The organism is Methylobacter sp. BlB1, assembly GCF_015476545.1.
In the GTDB taxonomy this organism is placed as follows: domain Bacteria; phylum Pseudomonadota; class Gammaproteobacteria; order Methylococcales; family Methylomonadaceae; genus Methylobacter.
The window spans coordinates 29,866-46,115 of the sequence record NZ_JADMKV010000012.1; the positions used below are offsets into that span (position 1 = coordinate 29,866).

The 16,250-nt window shown below is 48.9% G+C and carries 16 protein-coding genes and 3 tRNA genes; 11 read left to right on the forward strand and 8 right to left on the reverse strand.

What is annotated here, in order from left to right; genetic code table 11:
- Window positions 1-80: 80 nt before the first annotated feature.
- From IT781_RS06705 to IT781_RS06720, 4 genes are all read right to left on the reverse strand, one after another.
- Window positions 81-557, reverse strand: coding sequence for a hypothetical protein (locus tag IT781_RS06705; RefSeq protein ID WP_194969371.1), 477 nt, complete (start codon window positions 555-557; stop codon window positions 81-83).
- Between the two features lie 145 nt (window positions 558-702).
- Window positions 703-2,556, reverse strand: a complete 1,854-nt coding sequence (locus IT781_RS06710; RefSeq protein ID WP_194969372.1) for a methanol/ethanol family PQQ-dependent dehydrogenase — start codon at window positions 2,554-2,556, stop codon at window positions 703-705.
- A gap of 458 nt (window positions 2,557-3,014) precedes the next feature.
- Window positions 3,015-3,740, reverse strand: a complete 726-nt coding sequence (lpxH, locus tag IT781_RS06715) for a UDP-2,3-diacylglucosamine diphosphatase (protein ID WP_194969373.1) — start codon at window positions 3,738-3,740, stop codon at window positions 3,015-3,017.
- A gap of 76 nt (window positions 3,741-3,816) precedes the next feature.
- Window positions 3,817-4,395, reverse strand: coding sequence for a peptidylprolyl isomerase (locus tag IT781_RS06720; protein ID WP_194969374.1), 579 nt, complete (start codon window positions 4,393-4,395; stop codon window positions 3,817-3,819).
- Window positions 4,396-4,582: 187 nt separating this feature from the next.
- Between IT781_RS06720 and cysS the strand changes: the two genes are divergently transcribed.
- From cysS to IT781_RS06745, 5 genes are all read left to right on the forward strand, one after another.
- Window positions 4,583-5,977 (forward strand): cysteine--tRNA ligase, encoded by a 1,395-nt coding sequence (gene cysS / locus IT781_RS06725; RefSeq protein WP_194969375.1) that lies wholly within the window; start codon window positions 4,583-4,585, stop codon window positions 5,975-5,977.
- A gap of 98 nt (window positions 5,978-6,075) precedes the next feature.
- Window positions 6,076-6,705: a methenyltetrahydrofolate cyclohydrolase gene (gene fchA, locus IT781_RS06730; protein WP_194969376.1), complete on the forward strand. Its 630-nt coding sequence runs from the start codon at window positions 6,076-6,078 to the stop codon at window positions 6,703-6,705.
- A gap of 206 nt (window positions 6,706-6,911) precedes the next feature.
- Window positions 6,912-6,988 (forward strand) — tRNA-Pro (locus IT781_RS06735).
- Window positions 6,989-6,992: 4 nt separating this feature from the next.
- Window positions 6,993-7,069: transfer RNA gene (locus tag IT781_RS06740), tRNA-Arg, on the forward strand.
- A 23-nt stretch (window positions 7,070-7,092) separates the two neighbouring features.
- Window positions 7,093-7,168 (forward strand) — tRNA-His (locus IT781_RS06745).
- 151 nt (window positions 7,169-7,319) lie between these two features.
- Here the strand turns inward: IT781_RS06745 and trxC are convergent.
- The 3 genes from trxC to IT781_RS06760 form a co-directional block, all read right to left on the reverse strand.
- Window positions 7,320-7,751: a thioredoxin TrxC gene (gene trxC, locus IT781_RS06750; RefSeq protein WP_194969377.1), complete on the reverse strand. Its 432-nt coding sequence runs from the start codon at window positions 7,749-7,751 to the stop codon at window positions 7,320-7,322.
- Between the two features lie 77 nt (window positions 7,752-7,828).
- The gene (locus IT781_RS06755; protein ID WP_194969378.1) at window positions 7,829-8,329 is read right to left on the reverse strand and encodes a HugZ family protein; all 501 of its coding nucleotides are present in this window, start codon (window positions 8,327-8,329) and stop codon (window positions 7,829-7,831) included.
- A gap of 358 nt (window positions 8,330-8,687) precedes the next feature.
- The gene (locus IT781_RS06760; protein ID WP_194969379.1) at window positions 8,688-9,752 is read right to left on the reverse strand and encodes an NAD(P)-dependent alcohol dehydrogenase; all 1,065 of its coding nucleotides are present in this window, start codon (window positions 9,750-9,752) and stop codon (window positions 8,688-8,690) included.
- 245 nt (window positions 9,753-9,997) lie between these two features.
- Here IT781_RS06760 and IT781_RS06765 point away from each other — a divergent pair, with 245 nt between their 5' ends.
- Together IT781_RS06765 and IT781_RS06770 are read left to right on the forward strand one after the other, a co-directional pair.
- The gene (locus tag IT781_RS06765) at window positions 9,998-10,504 is read left to right on the forward strand and encodes a C40 family peptidase (RefSeq protein WP_194969380.1); all 507 of its coding nucleotides are present in this window, start codon (window positions 9,998-10,000) and stop codon (window positions 10,502-10,504) included.
- A complete protein-coding gene (locus tag IT781_RS06770; RefSeq protein WP_370526949.1) occupies window positions 10,495-11,832 on the forward strand; it encodes a dicarboxylate/amino acid:cation symporter in 1,338 nt (445 codons plus the stop codon). Before IT781_RS06765 ends, IT781_RS06770 begins: the two co-directional genes overlap by 10 nt.
- A 248-nt stretch (window positions 11,833-12,080) precedes the next feature.
- Here IT781_RS06770 and IT781_RS06775 read toward each other — a convergent pair whose 3' ends face one another.
- Window positions 12,081-13,244 carry a sorbosone dehydrogenase family protein gene (locus IT781_RS06775; protein ID WP_194969381.1) on the reverse strand — a complete coding sequence of 388 codons (1,164 nt, stop codon included), beginning with the start codon at window positions 13,242-13,244 and terminating at the stop codon, window positions 12,081-12,083.
- A gap of 138 nt (window positions 13,245-13,382) precedes the next feature.
- On the opposite strand from IT781_RS06775, the gene IT781_RS06780 reads away from it, so the two are divergent.
- The 4 genes from IT781_RS06780 (at window position 13,383) to IT781_RS06795 (ending at window position 16,149) form a co-directional block, all read left to right on the forward strand.
- Window positions 13,383-13,826, forward strand: a complete 444-nt coding sequence (locus IT781_RS06780) for a bacterioferritin (protein ID WP_194969382.1) — start codon at window positions 13,383-13,385, stop codon at window positions 13,824-13,826.
- Between the two features lie 67 nt (window positions 13,827-13,893).
- On the forward strand, window positions 13,894-14,202 hold the full coding sequence (locus IT781_RS06785; RefSeq protein ID WP_194969383.1) for a ferredoxin: 309 nt from the start codon (window positions 13,894-13,896) through the stop codon (window positions 14,200-14,202).
- A gap of 176 nt (window positions 14,203-14,378) precedes the next feature.
- Entirely contained in the window at window positions 14,379-14,945 is a 567-nt protein-coding gene (gene yeiP / locus IT781_RS06790) for an elongation factor P-like protein YeiP (RefSeq protein ID WP_194969384.1), read from the forward strand.
- 55 nt (window positions 14,946-15,000) lie between these two features.
- Window positions 15,001-16,149, forward strand: a complete 1,149-nt coding sequence (locus IT781_RS06795; protein WP_194969385.1) for a methyltransferase — start codon at window positions 15,001-15,003, stop codon at window positions 16,147-16,149.
- Window positions 16,150-16,250: the final 101 nt, after the last annotated feature.

A 16,250-nucleotide genomic window follows, 5' to 3' on the forward strand; every position in this document is an offset into this window, starting at 1 on the left:
TGTAAATTGAACAATAAGAACAACTAGTTTACTGTATAACGAATTGTTATTTAAACAAAAAGTTAGTTCAATGCAGGTATTTAGACCTGGTCAGGTAGCATTGTATCCGGCTTAATGTTAAGTTCGGCGAAGATTTTCGTTAATAGCTTTTTTTCTTCATCAATAATTCTGTCTCTTAATCCGTAAGGATACTGGGTCGTACAGGCCGCGGCGATGTCCAGGCAGTATTCAAAAATGGTTGGATGTCTATGCGTGGGCACTGCCTTAGAGACAATTGATCTCAATTCTGTCAGCAAGCGGGACGAAGGCCGGTTATGCGCAAAGCGATCAAGAAAAGCATCGGCATCTTCAGAAGTGACTACCTGAATGCCTGCTATGCGGTCCAAGAAGGCAATATGCTCGATAAGAAAGTTATAGAGAAGTCTTAACTCTCCTGGCTGATTATCGTCATCGGCCCATATGATTTCAATCAATGGCATCAAATCCAGAAAATAAAAATCGGCAGGGCGCAGATTGAATTCGTTCATTAATTGATCGAATGCATATTGCGGTGACATAGAATTTCCTTATAAGGGATAGAAAAATCTAACTATAGCTCAGGTTTATATTATGTCTAGCTTAGGAAACGGAACAGCAAAAAAAAGCCCTGACCGGTAATCGGCCAGGGCTTTTAGGATCAATCTAAAAAATCAGATCGATTTATTAATTAGGTAATGCGAATACAGTTAATGTACCACCTAATTTAGTGAAAGAGCTCAAGCTTCTGTATGCGCCCACAGCACCTAAACCTTCAGAGTTTGAGTTTTCTTCACCGGTGTCAAGACCGGCAGCGATACCGATACCAGCCCAGCCGCCGATACCTGACAGAACGCCAACGTATTGTTTGCCGTTGTATTCCCAGGTATTAACGTTGCCGATGATGCCGGAAGGTGTTTTGAATCTGTACAATTCTTTACCGGTTTTAGCATCAACCGCTTTCAGGTAGCCTTCCAGAGTGCCGTAGAATACAACGCCGCCGGCTGTAGCAACAGAACCTGACCATACAGAGAATTGCTCTTTGTTAGACCAGGCGATTTTACCGGTTTTAGCGTCATACGCTGTAAATTGACCCAGGTTGGTTGAGTCATCAGGTTTGCCTGTTATAACGTCTGCGCCAGCAGGTTCCATGGTCAATGTGGCGCCTACATAAGGTTGGCCAGCTGTGTATGAAACTTCGAATGGCTCGTAGTTCATGCACAAGTGGTTGCCAGAGATGTAGAACAGGCCGGTGTCAGGAGAGTAAGACACAGGCTGTTGGTTTTTGCTACCTAATGCAGCAGGGCAAACGCCTTCAGTGTTTACGTCTTCACCGTTTTGTTCGGTAGAGTATTTAGAGACAACTTGAGGACGACCTGTTTTCATGTCAACGTGGGTAGCCCAGTTAACAGATTTGTCGAATTTTTCAGCAACCAGCAATTCACCAGTTTCACGATCTAACGTGTAGCCAAAACCGTTACGGTCGAAATGCACGATAGTTTTGTGCATTTTGCCTTTGACTTCCTGGTCAACCAGAACTGTTTCGTTGATGCCGTCGAAATCCCACTCGTCGTGAGGAGTCATTTGGTAAACCCATTTAACTTCCCCGGTGTCAGCATCACGAGCCCATAGAGACATGGACCATTTGTTGTCGCCAGGACGTTGTACAGGGTTCCAAGTAGATGGGTTGCCTGATCCGTAATATACCAGGTTCAATTTAGGATCGTAGCTGTACCAACCCCAGGTTGTACCGCCGCCGATTTTCCATTGGTCGCCTTCCCAAGTGCTTGTGCTTGAGTTTTCGCCAACTGGAGTAACTTTACCGTCTTTCCAGGTTGTTGTCTTTTTAGGATCGATCAGCGTATCGCCGTCTGGTCCCATGCTGTAGCCTTTCCAAGCCAGTTCGCCAGTTCTGATGTCATAAGCGGCCAAGAAACCACGAACACCGAATTCACCACCAGAAATGCCAGTGATTACTTTGTCTTTGACAACTAATGGCGCTTGCGTGTTGGTCATGCCCAGTTTAGGATCGCCGTTTTGTACGCTCCATACGCGTTTACCGGTTTTAGCATCCAAAGCTGTTAAAACGGTATCAGATTGTTGCAAGAAGATTTTGCCGTCGCCGTAAGCTAAACCGCGGTTAACAGTGTCGCAGCACATAACCGGAATAGTAACATCAGCATCTTGTGTAGGTGTGAATTCCCAAATTACAGACTGAGTTTTTTGGTCAATCGCGTAAACAGTGTTGGGGAATGGCGTGTGGATGTAAAGAATGTCATTAACTACCAGTGGGCCGCCTTCATGACCACGTAATACACCTGTAGAAAAAGACCATGCAGGTTGCAGATTTTTAACGTTGTTGACGTTGATCTGATTCAGTTTGCTGTAACGAGTACCTGCGTAGTTGCCACCCCAAGTAGCCCAGTTAGCTGGGTTTTGAGTCAATTTCTCAACTTCGGTGTTAGCAGTTGAAACCGCTGGCGCAGCTAAAATAGCAGCCACACTTGAAGCAAGCAGCCAACTTTTTAAAGGCTTCTTCATATATATTTCTCCTGATATTCTGCTAATTAGACAGAATACTGATTATGTTTTTTAAGACTAATATTAGTTTTAAAGCATTAGGGTGACTTCTTATTCTAAAAGGAATTTTTCCTGGTCACACCAGACGCCTAAATTTAATGATTTTGCCTCAAAAGTCAACTTTTAAGGTGATTATAAGATCTTTACTGTGTGCTTGTCTGAGCTAAGATTGCGGAAAGTAATCAATGTTTATTTCTTCAAAATAAAACACATATCCTATAAAAATACTGGAAATTTAATGGTTTTTTGAGTCTGTCAGTCCTGGCGTACATGGCAACTTTATCTCGATATACCGCCTGCTTTTGCGATTGGCTTGCATTGATGGGCTTGAATTTAGCGGAGCCTCACCTGACTAGGAAATCTAATAAAGGCCGATACCTAGATCTGAATGTCAGACTTTATTTAACTTAATCGTTAGGTTAAATGGTTTCTATGCGATAACCATTGCGGTTCCAGCACAACACCTCGGCCGCATCCCTTCGCCAAGCGGAAAGTACAAAGCGTTGGGCCGGCTGACCGTTTATTTCGAAGTCATGAACGCTGGGCCGGTGAGTATGTCCATGAATCAGGCGCAAGCAGTTGTGTTCCCGCATGACGGTTACTACCGTGTCTTGATTGACGTCCATGATTTCCAGAGTTTTTTTACGTTTATGAAAGTGGCTACGAAAACGGTACCAGCGAGCCATCAGTAAACGTAGGAGCAACGGTTTCGATAAGACATAGCGTTTCCATTCCGGCGTATGTGATTTGGCTCTAAAAGCCTGATAGGGCAGGTCGTCGGTGCAGAGCAAATCGCCGTGTGTGAGCAAGGTAGACATGCCATAAAGATCAATAACCGCATAATCATCAATCAAAGTCACACCGGTCTCCTGGCAGAATTTATCGCCCAGCAGGAAATCGCGGTTGCCTTGCTGTAAATAGACTTTCGCGCCCGAACCGGTCAATTGCTTCAGATGTTTCCGAATCTTGCTGTTGGGCGGAGTAGGGTCGTCATCGCCTATCCAAGCATCAAAAAGATCCCCCAGAATATAAATAGCTTCTGCCTTAGTGGCTCGCTGTTCAAGAAAGTCTAGAAATCGGCGCGTGATTTCAGGTTTATCCAGAGAGATATGGAGATCTGATATGAATAGGATGTCTTTATTCATGAAGAAATAGTGCAAAAAGCCCAAGGCAGCATTAGGTTTTGCCTTGGGCTTCTAGTCATTCCTCTTGGTTTGGCGATTATTTAATGACTTCAGCTTTTTCAATCACGATGTCGGTTTTAGGTACATCCTGATGCGGGCCGCGATTGCCTGTCGGTTGCTTGGCCATGGCGTCGACTACTTCCATGCCTTCAACCACTTCGCCAAAAACGGCATAACCCCAGCCATTAGGCGTAGGGCTGGTGTAGTTCAGGAATGAATTGTCTTTGTAGTTGATAAAAAATTGCGCAGTTGCAGAGTCAGGGTCTGGTGTACGGGCCATGGCGATAGTGCCGCGGCTGTTCGGCAGACCGTTGTTGGCTTCGTTTTTAATAGGTGCATGGGTGGCTTTTTGGTTGAAGCTGGTATCAAAGCCGCCGCCTTGTGCCATAAAGCCTGGGATGACGCGATGGAAAATAGTGCCGTTGTAAAAGCCTTCGTTAACATAGGTCAGAAAATTTGCCGATGAAGCAGGCGCTTTTTCAGAATTCAGCTGAATGACGATTTCGCCGAGTGTCGTCGTTAATTTAACTTTTGGTTGTGTGTCAGGCATTTTGTTTTCCTTAGCAAAAGAAAGTGTTGTTAGAGACAGCATCATGGAAAGAATAAGGATGCGCATGGATTTTCCTTGTGGGTGATGCAAAGGGCAGATTCTATGTGTTTTTATCTTGAAAGAGAAGTATGTGCTTGGTAAATTGTGCGGTTTTTGTTTATAAATCTACATAAATTTCATCTGGCTGGCTGTCTTGCAGAAGTTGATTACAGGCACTTAGGCGGATTCTTTAACGATATGGCATGGTAACTCAATGTTAAAAATATATAACACCCTGACTCGAAAGAAAGAATTGTTTCAGCCGCGCGAAGCCGGCAAGGTCGGCATGTATGTTTGCGGCATGACAGTTTATGACTACTGCCACATCGGCCATGCCCGCGTCATGGTTGTGTTTGATACGGTTGCACGCTATTTTCGCCACTTGGGTTATGACTTGACCTATGTGCGCAATATTACCGACATCGATGACAAGATTATTCAGCGTGCCAATGAAAACGGCGAAGAATTCGGCAAGCTGACGGAGCGTTTTATCGAGGCCATGCATGAGGATGAGCGCGCGCTGTCGGTGCTGCCGCCCGATATCGAGCCCAGAGCCACACAATCCATCGAGCAGATTATCGCCATGATTGAGACCTTGGTGGCTAAAGGACTGGCTTATGTCGGCAGCAATGGTGATGTGTTCTATTCAGTCAATAAATTCAAAGATTACGGTCAATTGTCGGGCAAGAACCTGGATGAACTGCAAGCCGGCGAGCGCGTCGATGTGGATCTGGCCAAGCAGAATCCGATGGATTTTGTATTGTGGAAAATGGCCAAGCCGAATGAGCCGGCCTGGGGATCCCCTTGGGGCCTGGGGCGTCCCGGTTGGCATATCGAGTGCTCAGCCATGTCGACCTGCTGCCTGGGAAATCATTTCGACATCCATGGCGGCGGCATGGACCTGCAGTTTCCTCATCATGAAAATGAAATCGCCCAGTCGGAAGGGGCAACCGGCGAAAAGTTTGTCAATTTATGGATGCATAACGGCTTCGTGCGCATCAATGAAGAGAAAATGTCCAAATCGCTGGGCAATTTCTTTACCGTTCGGGAAGTGCTGCAGCGCTATCGGCCGGAAATCATCCGGTTTTTTATCCTTTCCAGCCATTACCGCAGTCCATTGAATTATTCCGATGAGCATCTGGATGAGGCGGGAGCGGCTTTGACGCGGCTTTATACTGCTCTGCGCGGCGTCGAGACGGCAGAGGCGGCAATAGAAGCCGATTACAAAGCACGGTTTGAACAGGCTATGGATGATGATTTCAATACGCCTGTCGCGCTATCGGTATTATTCGATTTGGCAAGAGAACTGAACAAGGTCAAGGAAAACAACCGGGAAAAGGCGGTACAGTTGGCGGCTACGTTAAGATATTTGGGCGGACTGTTGGGAATACTGCAAGATGATCCCGATACTTTTCTAAAAGGCGGGGCAATAGCCGGTTCAAGCACTTTGAGCTTATCGAATGAGCAGATAGAACAGCAAATCCAGGCTCGCCTTGAGGCTAAAAAGAATAAAGACTGGTCAACCGCTGACCGTATCCGTGATGAATTAAAAGAACAGGGTATTATTCTGGAAGATGTGCCGGGCGGTACGAACTGGCGTCGGGAATAATATAGCAAAAGTATTTAGGCTCACGGTAAAGCCGAAATATCATCTCAGGACACATGGCTTGTCCCTGAAACAGAGTTAATGATTAAAGAAGGATAGTAATGAGTGAAATAAAAGATAAATCAGTCCAGACATTCCTTGATGAATTGGCCAGTAAAGCGCCTACGCCCGGCGGCGGCAGTGCCGCCGCCGTGATGGGAGCGCAGTCGGCCGCTCTGACCAGCATGGTGTGCAATCTGACTATCGGCAAGCCCAAATACGCCGAGGTTGAAGCTGAAATGCAGGCGCTACTGTTGAAATCGGAAGCGCTGCGGGAAAAACTGATCACCATGATTAAAGCCGATGTGGATGTCTTTGATCGTTTAATGGCCACTTACGGCTTGCCGAAAGAAACGGAAGAGGAAAAGGCAGCGCGCAGCGTGGCCATTCAGTCCGTATTGAAAGAAGCGACTGAAGTGCCTTTGGCTTGCGCCCGCGCTTGTAGAGAGGCGATCGAATTAAGCCGTATTGCCGCGGAAAAGGGTAATCTGGGCGTGATCAGTGATGCCGGCGTGGCTGTCATGGCCGGTTACGGCGCCTTAAAAAGTGCGGCTCTGAATGTCTACATCAACGCGGGAAGTCTTAAGGACAGAGACTTTGCCGAGGCAAAGCTGGCGGAATTGGAACAGATCATGAAAGACGCTGATGTAGCTGCTGAAGAGATTTATCAGCTTGTTAAAGCCAAATTGTAATCATCAAATTCGGCCGTCGTGCAGGCGGCCGGGCTTGATTTAAATGCGATAATGAAGTTTTGTAATTTCAATGAGTTATGTTTTATTTGAAAAATAACTATAAAAATAATCAAAAAATGGTTGACGAGATAGGGAATCCCTCTTATCATAGTCATCTCTTCAAGGGTGGTTGAGAAGTTTAGCAAGCCATTAACAAAGAAGGTCGTCGGGGTATAGCGCAGTTTGGTAGCGCGCCTGCTTTGGGAGCAGGATGTCGGGGGTTCGAATCCCTCTACCCCGACCAATTTGCGCTTGTAGCTCAACCGGATAGAGCACCGGCCTTCTAAGCCGGGGGTCGCAGGTTCGAGTCCTGCCAAGCGCGCCATTTCTTGAGAAGTCCACATTATGGTGAGCGTAGCTCAGTTGGTAGAGCCCCGGATTGTGATTCCGGTTGTCGTGGGTTCGAGCCCCATCGTTCACCCCATCTCCTAATTTATCTTTCAGTTTTACCTTCATTATTCTCTGCTCACACTCTTAGGTCTCATGCTGAATCTAGAGTTCAGGCTGTGCGCGGCACAATTATTTCTGCAATCAATCACATTTCCATATCCTATTCCAGTAGGCCAGTAATGAGTTTAAGCATGGCTGCTGATCCAGCGCACAATATCTGTTGTTCCCATAGCACCTGATTGACGGGCAATTTCACGGCCGGCTTTAAACAATATCATCGTGGGAATGCTGCGAATGTTGAATTGAGCGGCAATGCCCTGTTCCTGTTCAGTATTGAGCTTGGCCAGACGTACCCGAGGTTCAAGTTGAGCCGAAGCCTGGGCGAAAGCCGGGGCCATCATCTTGCAAGGCCCGCACCAGGGCGCCCAGAAATCAACAACGACAGCAATATCATTGCGCGAAATATGGCGTTGGAAATTATTGCCGTTTAATTCCAGCGGCTGTCCCGCGAATAAAATTTGTTTACATTTGCCACAATGAGGATGATGATCCAGGCGTTCGGAAGGAATTCGATTTATGGTATGGCAAAAAGGGCAGACAATATGCAGAGAGCTCATGCTGAAGATCTTCTTTAAAGTTTAGACAGGCCTGATATAAGGCCATCACGTCTGAAAATCAATATGCGCTGCTATAGTTATGTTTTTGAGTTGACGGGACGGACGCTTCCATCGTCCATATCGATAATATAAGCGCGGCCAAAACCGATCACGTATCGTCCATTTTCAGGGCGCAAAGCAAATAGATGAAAATCGGATAGTGAGCGTAACAAGTTGACGACTTCGCCGAATTTGGTGCTCAGGGCTTGCAACTGGACAGCGTAGATTTCATCATCATGCGGTATTTCCTCGGCCTTGCATCCAAATACAGCCCTCTCGCGCGCAAATAGATTATGAGATTCGGATTCCGGACGGATAAACATCACAGATGCCTGCGGATTTTGCAGCAAATTGGCGGTATGGCTGGCCAGTTCGCTGACAAAGACATAAAAGCATCCCGCCTGATCTTGTACAAAAGGCGCATAACTAATGTCGGGAGCGCCGTTCGCTGTAGCGGTCGATAGCAATAATGTCTGCTGAGACGCAATCAGTTTGTGACAATCAAGGGCTATGTCGTCAAGATTTTCGGATTCGTTCATGTCAGGCATGTCCTATGTTTGTATTCGCCATTGTCGGATATTTTTTTTACATCCAATTTTTATGGTCTTTTGAGCAGTATTGAGTCAGACTGATTTAACTGCAGAATTACGCCCGTTGTTGTATTTCATCTGTATTGTTTACTATTGAGCAGGCTCGGCGGCGAATATCAATCTGTTAACTGGATGATCAAAAGTTTTTCTTCTTCGAACTTTACCAAAAATATCGGTTTCAAAAATAAGCGAAACTTAAGTTTTTTTGATTGGGGGAATAAATATATTCAAGACAATCCTCAGCTATATCCGTTTCGAAAGCATGTATTTCTAGTCCAGTCATTTGCTTTTTGTTGAAAAAAGAAGGCTAACCGCTTTCTGCATCGCGCTTCAAACTGGCCAGGTCGATAACGAAACGGTACTTCACATCGCTTTTCAGCATGCGCTCATAGGCTTGATTAATTTGCTGGATCGGAATGATTTCGATGTCGGCCGTAATGTGGTGCTGGGCGCAGAAATCGAGCATTTCCTGCGTTTCCTTCAAGCCGCCGATGAGAGAGCCGGCAATGCGGCGGCGCTTGAAGATCAGATTGGCCGCGCTCGGGGAAGGATGCGCGTGATCGGGCACGCCCACCAGGCATAAAGTGCCATCCCTCTTGAGCAATGCCGTGTAGTCATCCAGATTATGCGAGGCGGCCACAGTATTCAGGATGAAATCAAAGCTGGCGCGCTGCTTGCCCATCGCCTCGGAATCTTTCGATACGACTACTTCATGCGCGCCTAAACGCTTGGCATCTTCTATTTTGCTTGCTGAGGTCGTGAACAACACGACGTGAGCCCCAAACGCACGCGCGAATTTTACCGCCATGTGGCCGAGTCCGCCCAGGCCTACAATGCCGACTTTGTCGTTCGGCCCTATCTGCCAGTGCCGTAACGGGGAATAAGTGGTAATGCCCGCGCATAACAAGGGCGCTGCCGCTGCCGGATCAAGGCTATCCGAGATATGCAGTACAAAACGCTGATCGACAACGATCCGGTTGGAATAGCCGCCATAAGTCATACGGCCAGTATGCGGATCAGGGGTGTTATAAGTGAAGGTAGCCGCATCGCAGAACTGCTCCTGATGATCATGGCAATCGGGACAGGTTCCGCATGAATCGACCAGACAGCCGACGCCGACCAGTTCCCCGAGCTTAAAATCCGTTACGGCGCTACCGATAGCGGCCACTCTGCCAACGATTTCATGGCCCGGCACGATCGGGAAAACCGAACCGCCCCATTCATTACGAACCTGATGAAGATCGGAATGACAGACGCCGCAGAATAAAATCTCGATCTGGACATCAGTCGGCATGGGATCGCGCCGCTCAAAGCGGAATGGTACGAGCGGAGAATGGTGATCATGGGCAGCATAGCCGATAGTTTTCTGCATAATAATGCTCCTGTTTAGCGATTTTCGTGTAAGTCGGCCGGTATCGAGCGGCGCACTGCCGCACACATTTGCAATTCACAATAAAGCAATTCAAAGAATTGGGACAGTTTAGGCTCTTAAAATCATCAAAAGATTTTTCAAGAGGACTATATGCGCTCATGATTGGATTCAGCTATGATAGCGTAATCATTTAGTTATAAATGGTTTCTGTTAATAATCTTTAACTGTTTCTAGCATAATAGCCATTGAAAAATTCCGCGGGGTTAAACAATCTGTATTTTTCCATCCGGCTTGCCTTGGTGCTGGTGGCTGTTTTGTTTGCCGGTTGCGCCCATGAGCCTAAGGTCGCTCCCGCAAGGCCCATGCAGTCGCAACTGCCGCCGGTTGTGGATTATGCCCTAAGCCTGCAAGGCGTGCCTTATCGCTACGGCAAGGACTCGCCGCAGGAAGGCTTTGACTGCAGCGGCTTCATCAAACACGTTTATGAACGGCAGGGTCTTTCTTTGCCGCGTACGACACGCGAGATGGCTCGGTCGCTGCCTTCAATTTCAATACATGATCTCAGCTCAGGCGATCTGGTCTTTTTCAACACCAATGGCCGCCCGTTCTCCCATGTCGGCCTGTATATCAGCGATAATAATTTCATCCATGCACCCAGTCAACGTACCGGCAGAGTGTTGGTATCCAGTCTGAATAATCAATACTGGCGCCAGCATTTGATTGGCGCACGCCGTCCCATACAATGGCGCTAAACTGGAATTTTTATCCTGAGAAAAAGTTATTCATGCAGGCGCAAAACCGAAAGAAACCTTATCAGCAGCTTTATTTTCAAGTATTGACGGCTATTGCTCTGGCCATTTTGCTTGGCCATTTCTATCCTGAAACCGGCATCGCCATGAAACCGCTGGGCGACGGCTTCATCAAGCTGATCAAGATGATCATCACGCCGATCATCTTCTGTACTGTCGTTTCCGGTATCGCCGGCATGCGGGACATGAACAAGGTTGGACGCGTCGGCATCAAGGCGCTGGTTTATTTTGAGGCCGTCAGTTCGTTGGCGCTGGTCATCGGATTGATCGTGGTCCATGCCATCAAGCCCGGCGCGGGCATGAATATTGATGTCGCCACGTTCGATACCAAAAGCCTGACGGCCTATACTACGGCGGCGAAATCGCAAAACGTGGCGGATTTTCTGCTCAATATCATTCCCGCCAGTGTTGTCGATGCCTTCGCCAAGGGAGACATTCTGCAGGTGCTGCTGATTGCGTTGTTGTTCGGTTTCTCGCTGGCTGCGCTGGGACAGCTCGGCGAAGACGTAAAGCTGTTCATCGACAAGCTCTCGCAAGTACTCTTCGGCATTGTAGCAACTATCATGAAGCTGGCGCCGATCGGTGCTTTCGGTGCCATGGCTTTTACTATCGGCAAATACGGCATCGCATCGCTCGCGCCCTTGGCGAAATTGATGGGCAGCTTTTATCTGGCCTGCCTGCTGTTTATTTTTATCGTGCTGGGCCTGATCGCACGATTGACGGGCTTCAGTATTCTGAAATTCATACGCTATATCAAGGATGAATTGCTCATCGTGCTGGGCACGTCTTCTTCAGAATCGGTATTGCCGCGCATCATGCTGAAAATGGAGAAACTGGGCTGTTCGAAACCGGTCGTGGGATTAGTGATTCCGACCGGCTATTCATTCAATCTGGACGGCACATCGATTTACCTGACCATGGCCGCGATTTTTGTCGCACAGGCCACCAATACGCCGCTAACGCTGACCCAGGAATTGACGATTCTGGGCGTCTTGCTGCTGACCTCGAAAGGCGCATCGGGCGTTACCGGCAGCGGCTTTGTTACCCTGGCCGCGACGCTGTCGGCCATTCCGACCATTCCGTTGGCGGGACTGGCATTGATTCTCGGCATAGACCGCTTTATGTCCGAGGCGCGCGCGTTGACCAATCTCATCGGCAACGGCGTTGCGACCGTGGTTGCCTCTAAATGGGAAAATGAACTGGACGGGAAGCAGCTTGATGCAGAGCTTAACGGTATAGGCGAAGCGGTCGAGCAGCAGTCTCCTGAATAATTCCTCTCTCATGTCACGTAATGGCCATGGATTTTTACCGCGAAGAACACGAAGGCCACGAAGTTTTATATTATTCATAACCTAGCCGGACAGGGCATGTTGCCCTGTCCGAAACGTTTGATATTGGTTAGTGCAGTCCCTTAGCTCAGACATTGCAGAAACGTTAAGAACGGGGTTGCAACCCCCATTCCGCTTGAAGCTGCTTTTCCAATGATTTCATGGCCCGGCACGAAGCTGATCGTGACAAATTATTGATGCTGATAAATCCGGTAAATACTGCCGGTAAAGTCATCCGAAATATAGATAGCGCCGTCCGGCCCTTCGGCAACATCAACTGGTCGGCCTATGACATCGCCTTGCTGCTCAAAACCTGTGACAAAGTCGCGTTCCTTGATCGCACCATTGGGTTCGAAATGCAGCGATACAACTTTATAGCCGATTTTTTGGGTGCGGTTCCAGGAACCATGCAGAGCCACTAACGCTGAGTTTTTAAACTTTGACGGCAAGTTTTTACTGCGAAGAAAAGTGATGCCAAGAGGCGAGGCATGGGCGGCAAATTCATGAATTGGGGCCTCGCTGCCGCGTATTCTTTCTTCATTGCCGGTACCAAAATCGGGATCGGGGGCTTTATTGCCATTGGCATAAGGCCATCCGTAAAATTTGTCTTGTTCAATCCGGTTAAGTTCGCAGGGAGGGAAGTCATCGCTTAGAAAATCACGGCCATTATCGACGCCGAACAGTTCATGAGTGACCGGGTGCCAGTCAAAGCCGACCGTATTGCGCAGCCCTGTTGCGAATAGCGTTTCATGCCCGCCGTTCGGGTCATAGCGCAGCATGGCTGCCCGTTTCGGAGTCTTTTCCAGGCAGGCATTGCAGCTCGATCCGATCGATACATACATCAGGCCATCCGGGCCGAACCGCACCGTGCGGCTCCAGTGATTGCCGCCGCCCGGAATATCGGTGACGATACGCTCGTATTCGCCTTGTGTCGCGCGTGATCGGGCATCGAAGCGTACGCGCCCGATTGCATCGGTTTCGGCAACATACAAACGTCCCTGATAGAAATCCAGGCCGTGCGGCCGTTTCAGCCCGGTCAGCAGATCCCGTCTGCCATCCGGCGCGCCGTCATGATTGTCATCCCGCTCAAGCAAGACGACCCGGTCGTCAGAGGGCAGGCTTACCAGCAGATCGCCCGCTTCAGTAAAACGCAGCATGCGGGCACCCGGTAGATTCTTTGCATAGATTGAAATCGAAAAGCCCGGCGGCAGGCGTAAGCGCGTACTCAGCTGTTCTTCAGCCGGCGGATTTTTCTTCAGAACAGGCGTATTGATGCCGAACAAGCGGGAAACCAGGAACCCTAGAATGGCTCCTATGATAATGATGCGCGCCAGTGTCCAAAGAGATTTATGCATAAGAAATGTCCATCCGATTATCAAAATTCTTTTCGAGGCTGTGTTAAATCGCATTTTTGTCATTTGAACGGGCACCAATCAGGAAGTTTCTTTATCAAATGAGTACGACGTTCATGAACATTTTTCTTGGAGATTACTATGGCTGAAACCGGAATCGATAATGACGCAGTGGTGGCCGTGCTGAATAAAATCCTGGAAACCGAACTGGCCGGTGTTGTTTGTTATTCGCATTACGCATTGATGATATATGGCTATAACCGTATCCCCATCATTTCGTGGCTGCGAAGTCATGCAACTGAATCTTTGGGTCATGCCAATCAAGCAGGCGAGTTGATCACCGGTTTGGGCGGGCATCCTTCCCTCGGCATCGGCCCATTGCTGGAGTCGCACCGGCATGACATCGGCGACATCCTGAGAGAATCGCTGGAGCATGAAATGCTGGCTTTATCGGCTTATTATGAATTGCTGGAGTTGGTGAAGGACCGCAACGTGATGCTGGAGGAGTATGCCAGGCGCCTGATCGCACAGGAGGAAACGCATCAGAGCGAAGTACGCAAAATGCTCAGAAAACCCGGCCAGTAAAGAAATCTGTGTAAATTTTCAGGCCGCGATAAAATAGGCGGCTGACAAGACTATGATGTGAGTTGCCATGAGCTATTATAAATACCACGTATTCTTCTGTACCCACCAGCGCGAGAATGGCAGTGCTTGCTGCGCGAACCGCGGCGCATCGATTGTGCGCGATTATGCCAAGGATCAGGTTAAAAAATTGAAACTGAACGGCCCGGGCAAGTGCCGTGTCAATAATGCCGGTTGCATGGATCGCTGTGCTGAAGGTCCCGTGCTGGTGGTTTATCCGGAAGGGGTATGGTACACCTATCACGATAAGGCCGATATCGATGAGATTATTGAAGAGCATCTGCAGCATGGACGGATCGTCGAGCGCTTGAAGATTTAGGCGAACAAACCCGTCCAGCCTACTGGTTGTCTTTGACGAACTGCGTCAAGCCGCGCTTCTGCGATATAATGTCTGCCCCAATATAAAAATTGCCGCTATCGGTTTGAGCGGCCTTCATTGATTATTAATCTATAACCTTGTTGTACGGCGGCAGGGGTTATCGTAAGGAGAATTTTGTGGCAAAGGCCAGTGATTTAAAGAAAGGTATGGTTGTCGAAATCAACGGCGTCCCGCACGTTGTCAAGCAAGTCGAAGTCAGAAGCCCTTCGTCCCGCGGCGCAACGACGTTGTATAAAGTCCGCTTTAACAATCTCAAGACGGGCCAGAAGCTGGACGAGTCTTTAAAGGGCGATGATTTCTTTAAGGACGCCGACTGCATACGCGCCAAAGTGCAGTTTTCTTATATCGATGGCGACAACTATATCTTCATGAATATGGAAGATTATACCCAGTACAGCCTCAGTGCCGAAGATCTGGAGGGGCAGAAGGAATACCTGACCGAAGGTCTCGAAGGCATAGTGGCTCTGCTGATAGATGACGCCTTGCTGGCTATCGAATTGCCCGGATCGGTTGCGCTCAGGATCGTGGAGACGGCGCCCGGCATTAAAGGCGCGACGATGACAGGCCGCACCAAGCCGGCGCGCCTGACAACCGGCCTGGAAGTCCAGGTGCCGGAATACCTGGAAAATGAAGAGCTGATCAGAATCAATACCCTGACCGGCAAATTCATGTCGCGTGCTTAATATTTAATACTATTGAACTGGGCAATCCCGCGGTTGCCCCTATGACAGACCTCGTGTGGACAATCTCTTAACCGTACCTCAGGGCGAATTTAAACTGAATCGCCTGCCGTTGCGTGCGCGCGAATTGCTGCGCGCCTGGGACGCAGGCGATGAATACCTGCTCGATTATCTGGCCGAAGACGGGAAACTGCCGGCCGATGCCCGGATTTTAATTCTCAACGACACATTCGGCGCGCTGGCCGTGGCGTTGAGCCGTTTTGGACCGCAGGCGATTTCCGATTCCTATCTGTCGCAGCAGGCGACACGCATGAATCTGGCCGAGAATGGCCTGGCCGAAGACAGCGTCAGGCTGCTGAGCAGCCTGGACGCACCGGACGGCGTTTTCGATCGGGTTCTGATCAAAGTGCCCAAGACGCTGGCTTTGCTGGAGGATGAACTGATACGCCTGCAGCCGCATTTGACCTCATCGACGCAGATCATCGTGGGCGGCATGATAAAGGCATTGCCGGCTTCGGTCTGGAAAATACTGGAACGTCTGGTCGGGCCGACGGCAACGTCTCTAGCCCACAAAAAGGCGCGATTGATTTTCGCTTCGCCGGACCCGAAGCGGATGGTGCCGGCTAATCCTTATCCGGTTCGCTATCGGCTCGAAGGCACCGATTATCTGATTGCTAATCATGCCAACGTGTTTTCGCGCGACAGCCTCGACATCGGTACGCGCTTTTTTCTGCAGCATCTGCCGGTCAAGCCCGAAGCGCGCGATATTGTTGATCTGGGCTGCGGCAATGGCATAGTCGGCCTGATGGTGGCTGTACGCAATCCGCAGGCGACCGTTCACTTTGTTGATGAGTCCTTTATGGCCGTGGCTTCCGCCGAAGAAAATTTCCGTCGCGCTTTGGGAGCGAAGCGGCAGGCGATATTTTGCGCCGGCGATGGACTGACAGATTTTGAGCCGAATTCGGCCGACTTGATTCTTTGCAATCCGCCTTTTCACCAGCAGCATACCGTAGGCGATCAGATCGCTTCGAGCATGTTCAAGCATTCGCGCAGGATATTGCAGCCAAACGGCGAGTTATGGGTGATCGGCAATCGTCATCTGGATTATCACGTCGCGCTTAAACGACTTTTCGGCACCTGTTCGGTTGTCGCAGCCAATGCGAAATTTGTGATTTTGCGGGCCCGTATCAGCAATCAGCAGCTTTAGGGCAAAAAAAACTCCCAATGCCGAAAAGAGCATTGGGAGTATGAGAGGTCAAACAGGACAATCAATCGTCACTATCTGGAGTGCAATACCAGGAGATGGTA

Coding starts and splice junctions, on each gene's coding strand:
- lpxH (WP_194969373.1), bottom strand. CDS start 3,740: ATGAATAAAGACATCCTATTCATATCAGATCTCCATATCTCTCTGGAT.
- IT781_RS06720 (WP_194969374.1), bottom strand. CDS start 4,395: ATGCGCATCCTTATTCTTTCCATGATGCTGTCTCTAACAACACTTTCT.
- IT781_RS06710 (WP_194969372.1), bottom strand. CDS start 2,556: ATGAAGAAGCCTTTAAAAAGTTGGCTGCTTGCTTCAAGTGTGGCTGCT.
- IT781_RS06770 (WP_370526949.1), top strand. CDS start 10,495: ATGGCGCTAAACTGGAATTTTTATCCTGAGAAAAAGTTATTCATGCAG.
- IT781_RS06755 (WP_194969378.1), bottom strand. CDS start 8,329: ATGAACGAATCCGAAAATCTTGACGACATAGCCCTTGATTGTCACAAA.
- IT781_RS06775 (WP_194969381.1), bottom strand. CDS start 13,244: ATGCATAAATCTCTTTGGACACTGGCGCGCATCATTATCATAGGAGCC.
- trxC (WP_194969377.1), bottom strand. CDS start 7,751: ATGAGCTCTCTGCATATTGTCTGCCCTTTTTGCCATACCATAAATCGA.
- IT781_RS06705 (WP_194969371.1), bottom strand. CDS start 557: ATGTCACCGCAATATGCATTCGATCAATTAATGAACGAATTCAATCTG.
- IT781_RS06760 (WP_194969379.1), bottom strand. CDS start 9,752: ATGCAGAAAACTATCGGCTATGCTGCCCATGATCACCATTCTCCGCTC.
- cysS (WP_194969375.1), top strand. CDS start 4,583: ATGTTAAAAATATATAACACCCTGACTCGAAAGAAAGAATTGTTTCAG.
- fchA (WP_194969376.1), top strand. CDS start 6,076: ATGAGTGAAATAAAAGATAAATCAGTCCAGACATTCCTTGATGAATTG.
- IT781_RS06780 (WP_194969382.1), top strand. CDS start 13,383: ATGGCTGAAACCGGAATCGATAATGACGCAGTGGTGGCCGTGCTGAAT.
- IT781_RS06785 (WP_194969383.1), top strand. CDS start 13,894: ATGAGCTATTATAAATACCACGTATTCTTCTGTACCCACCAGCGCGAG.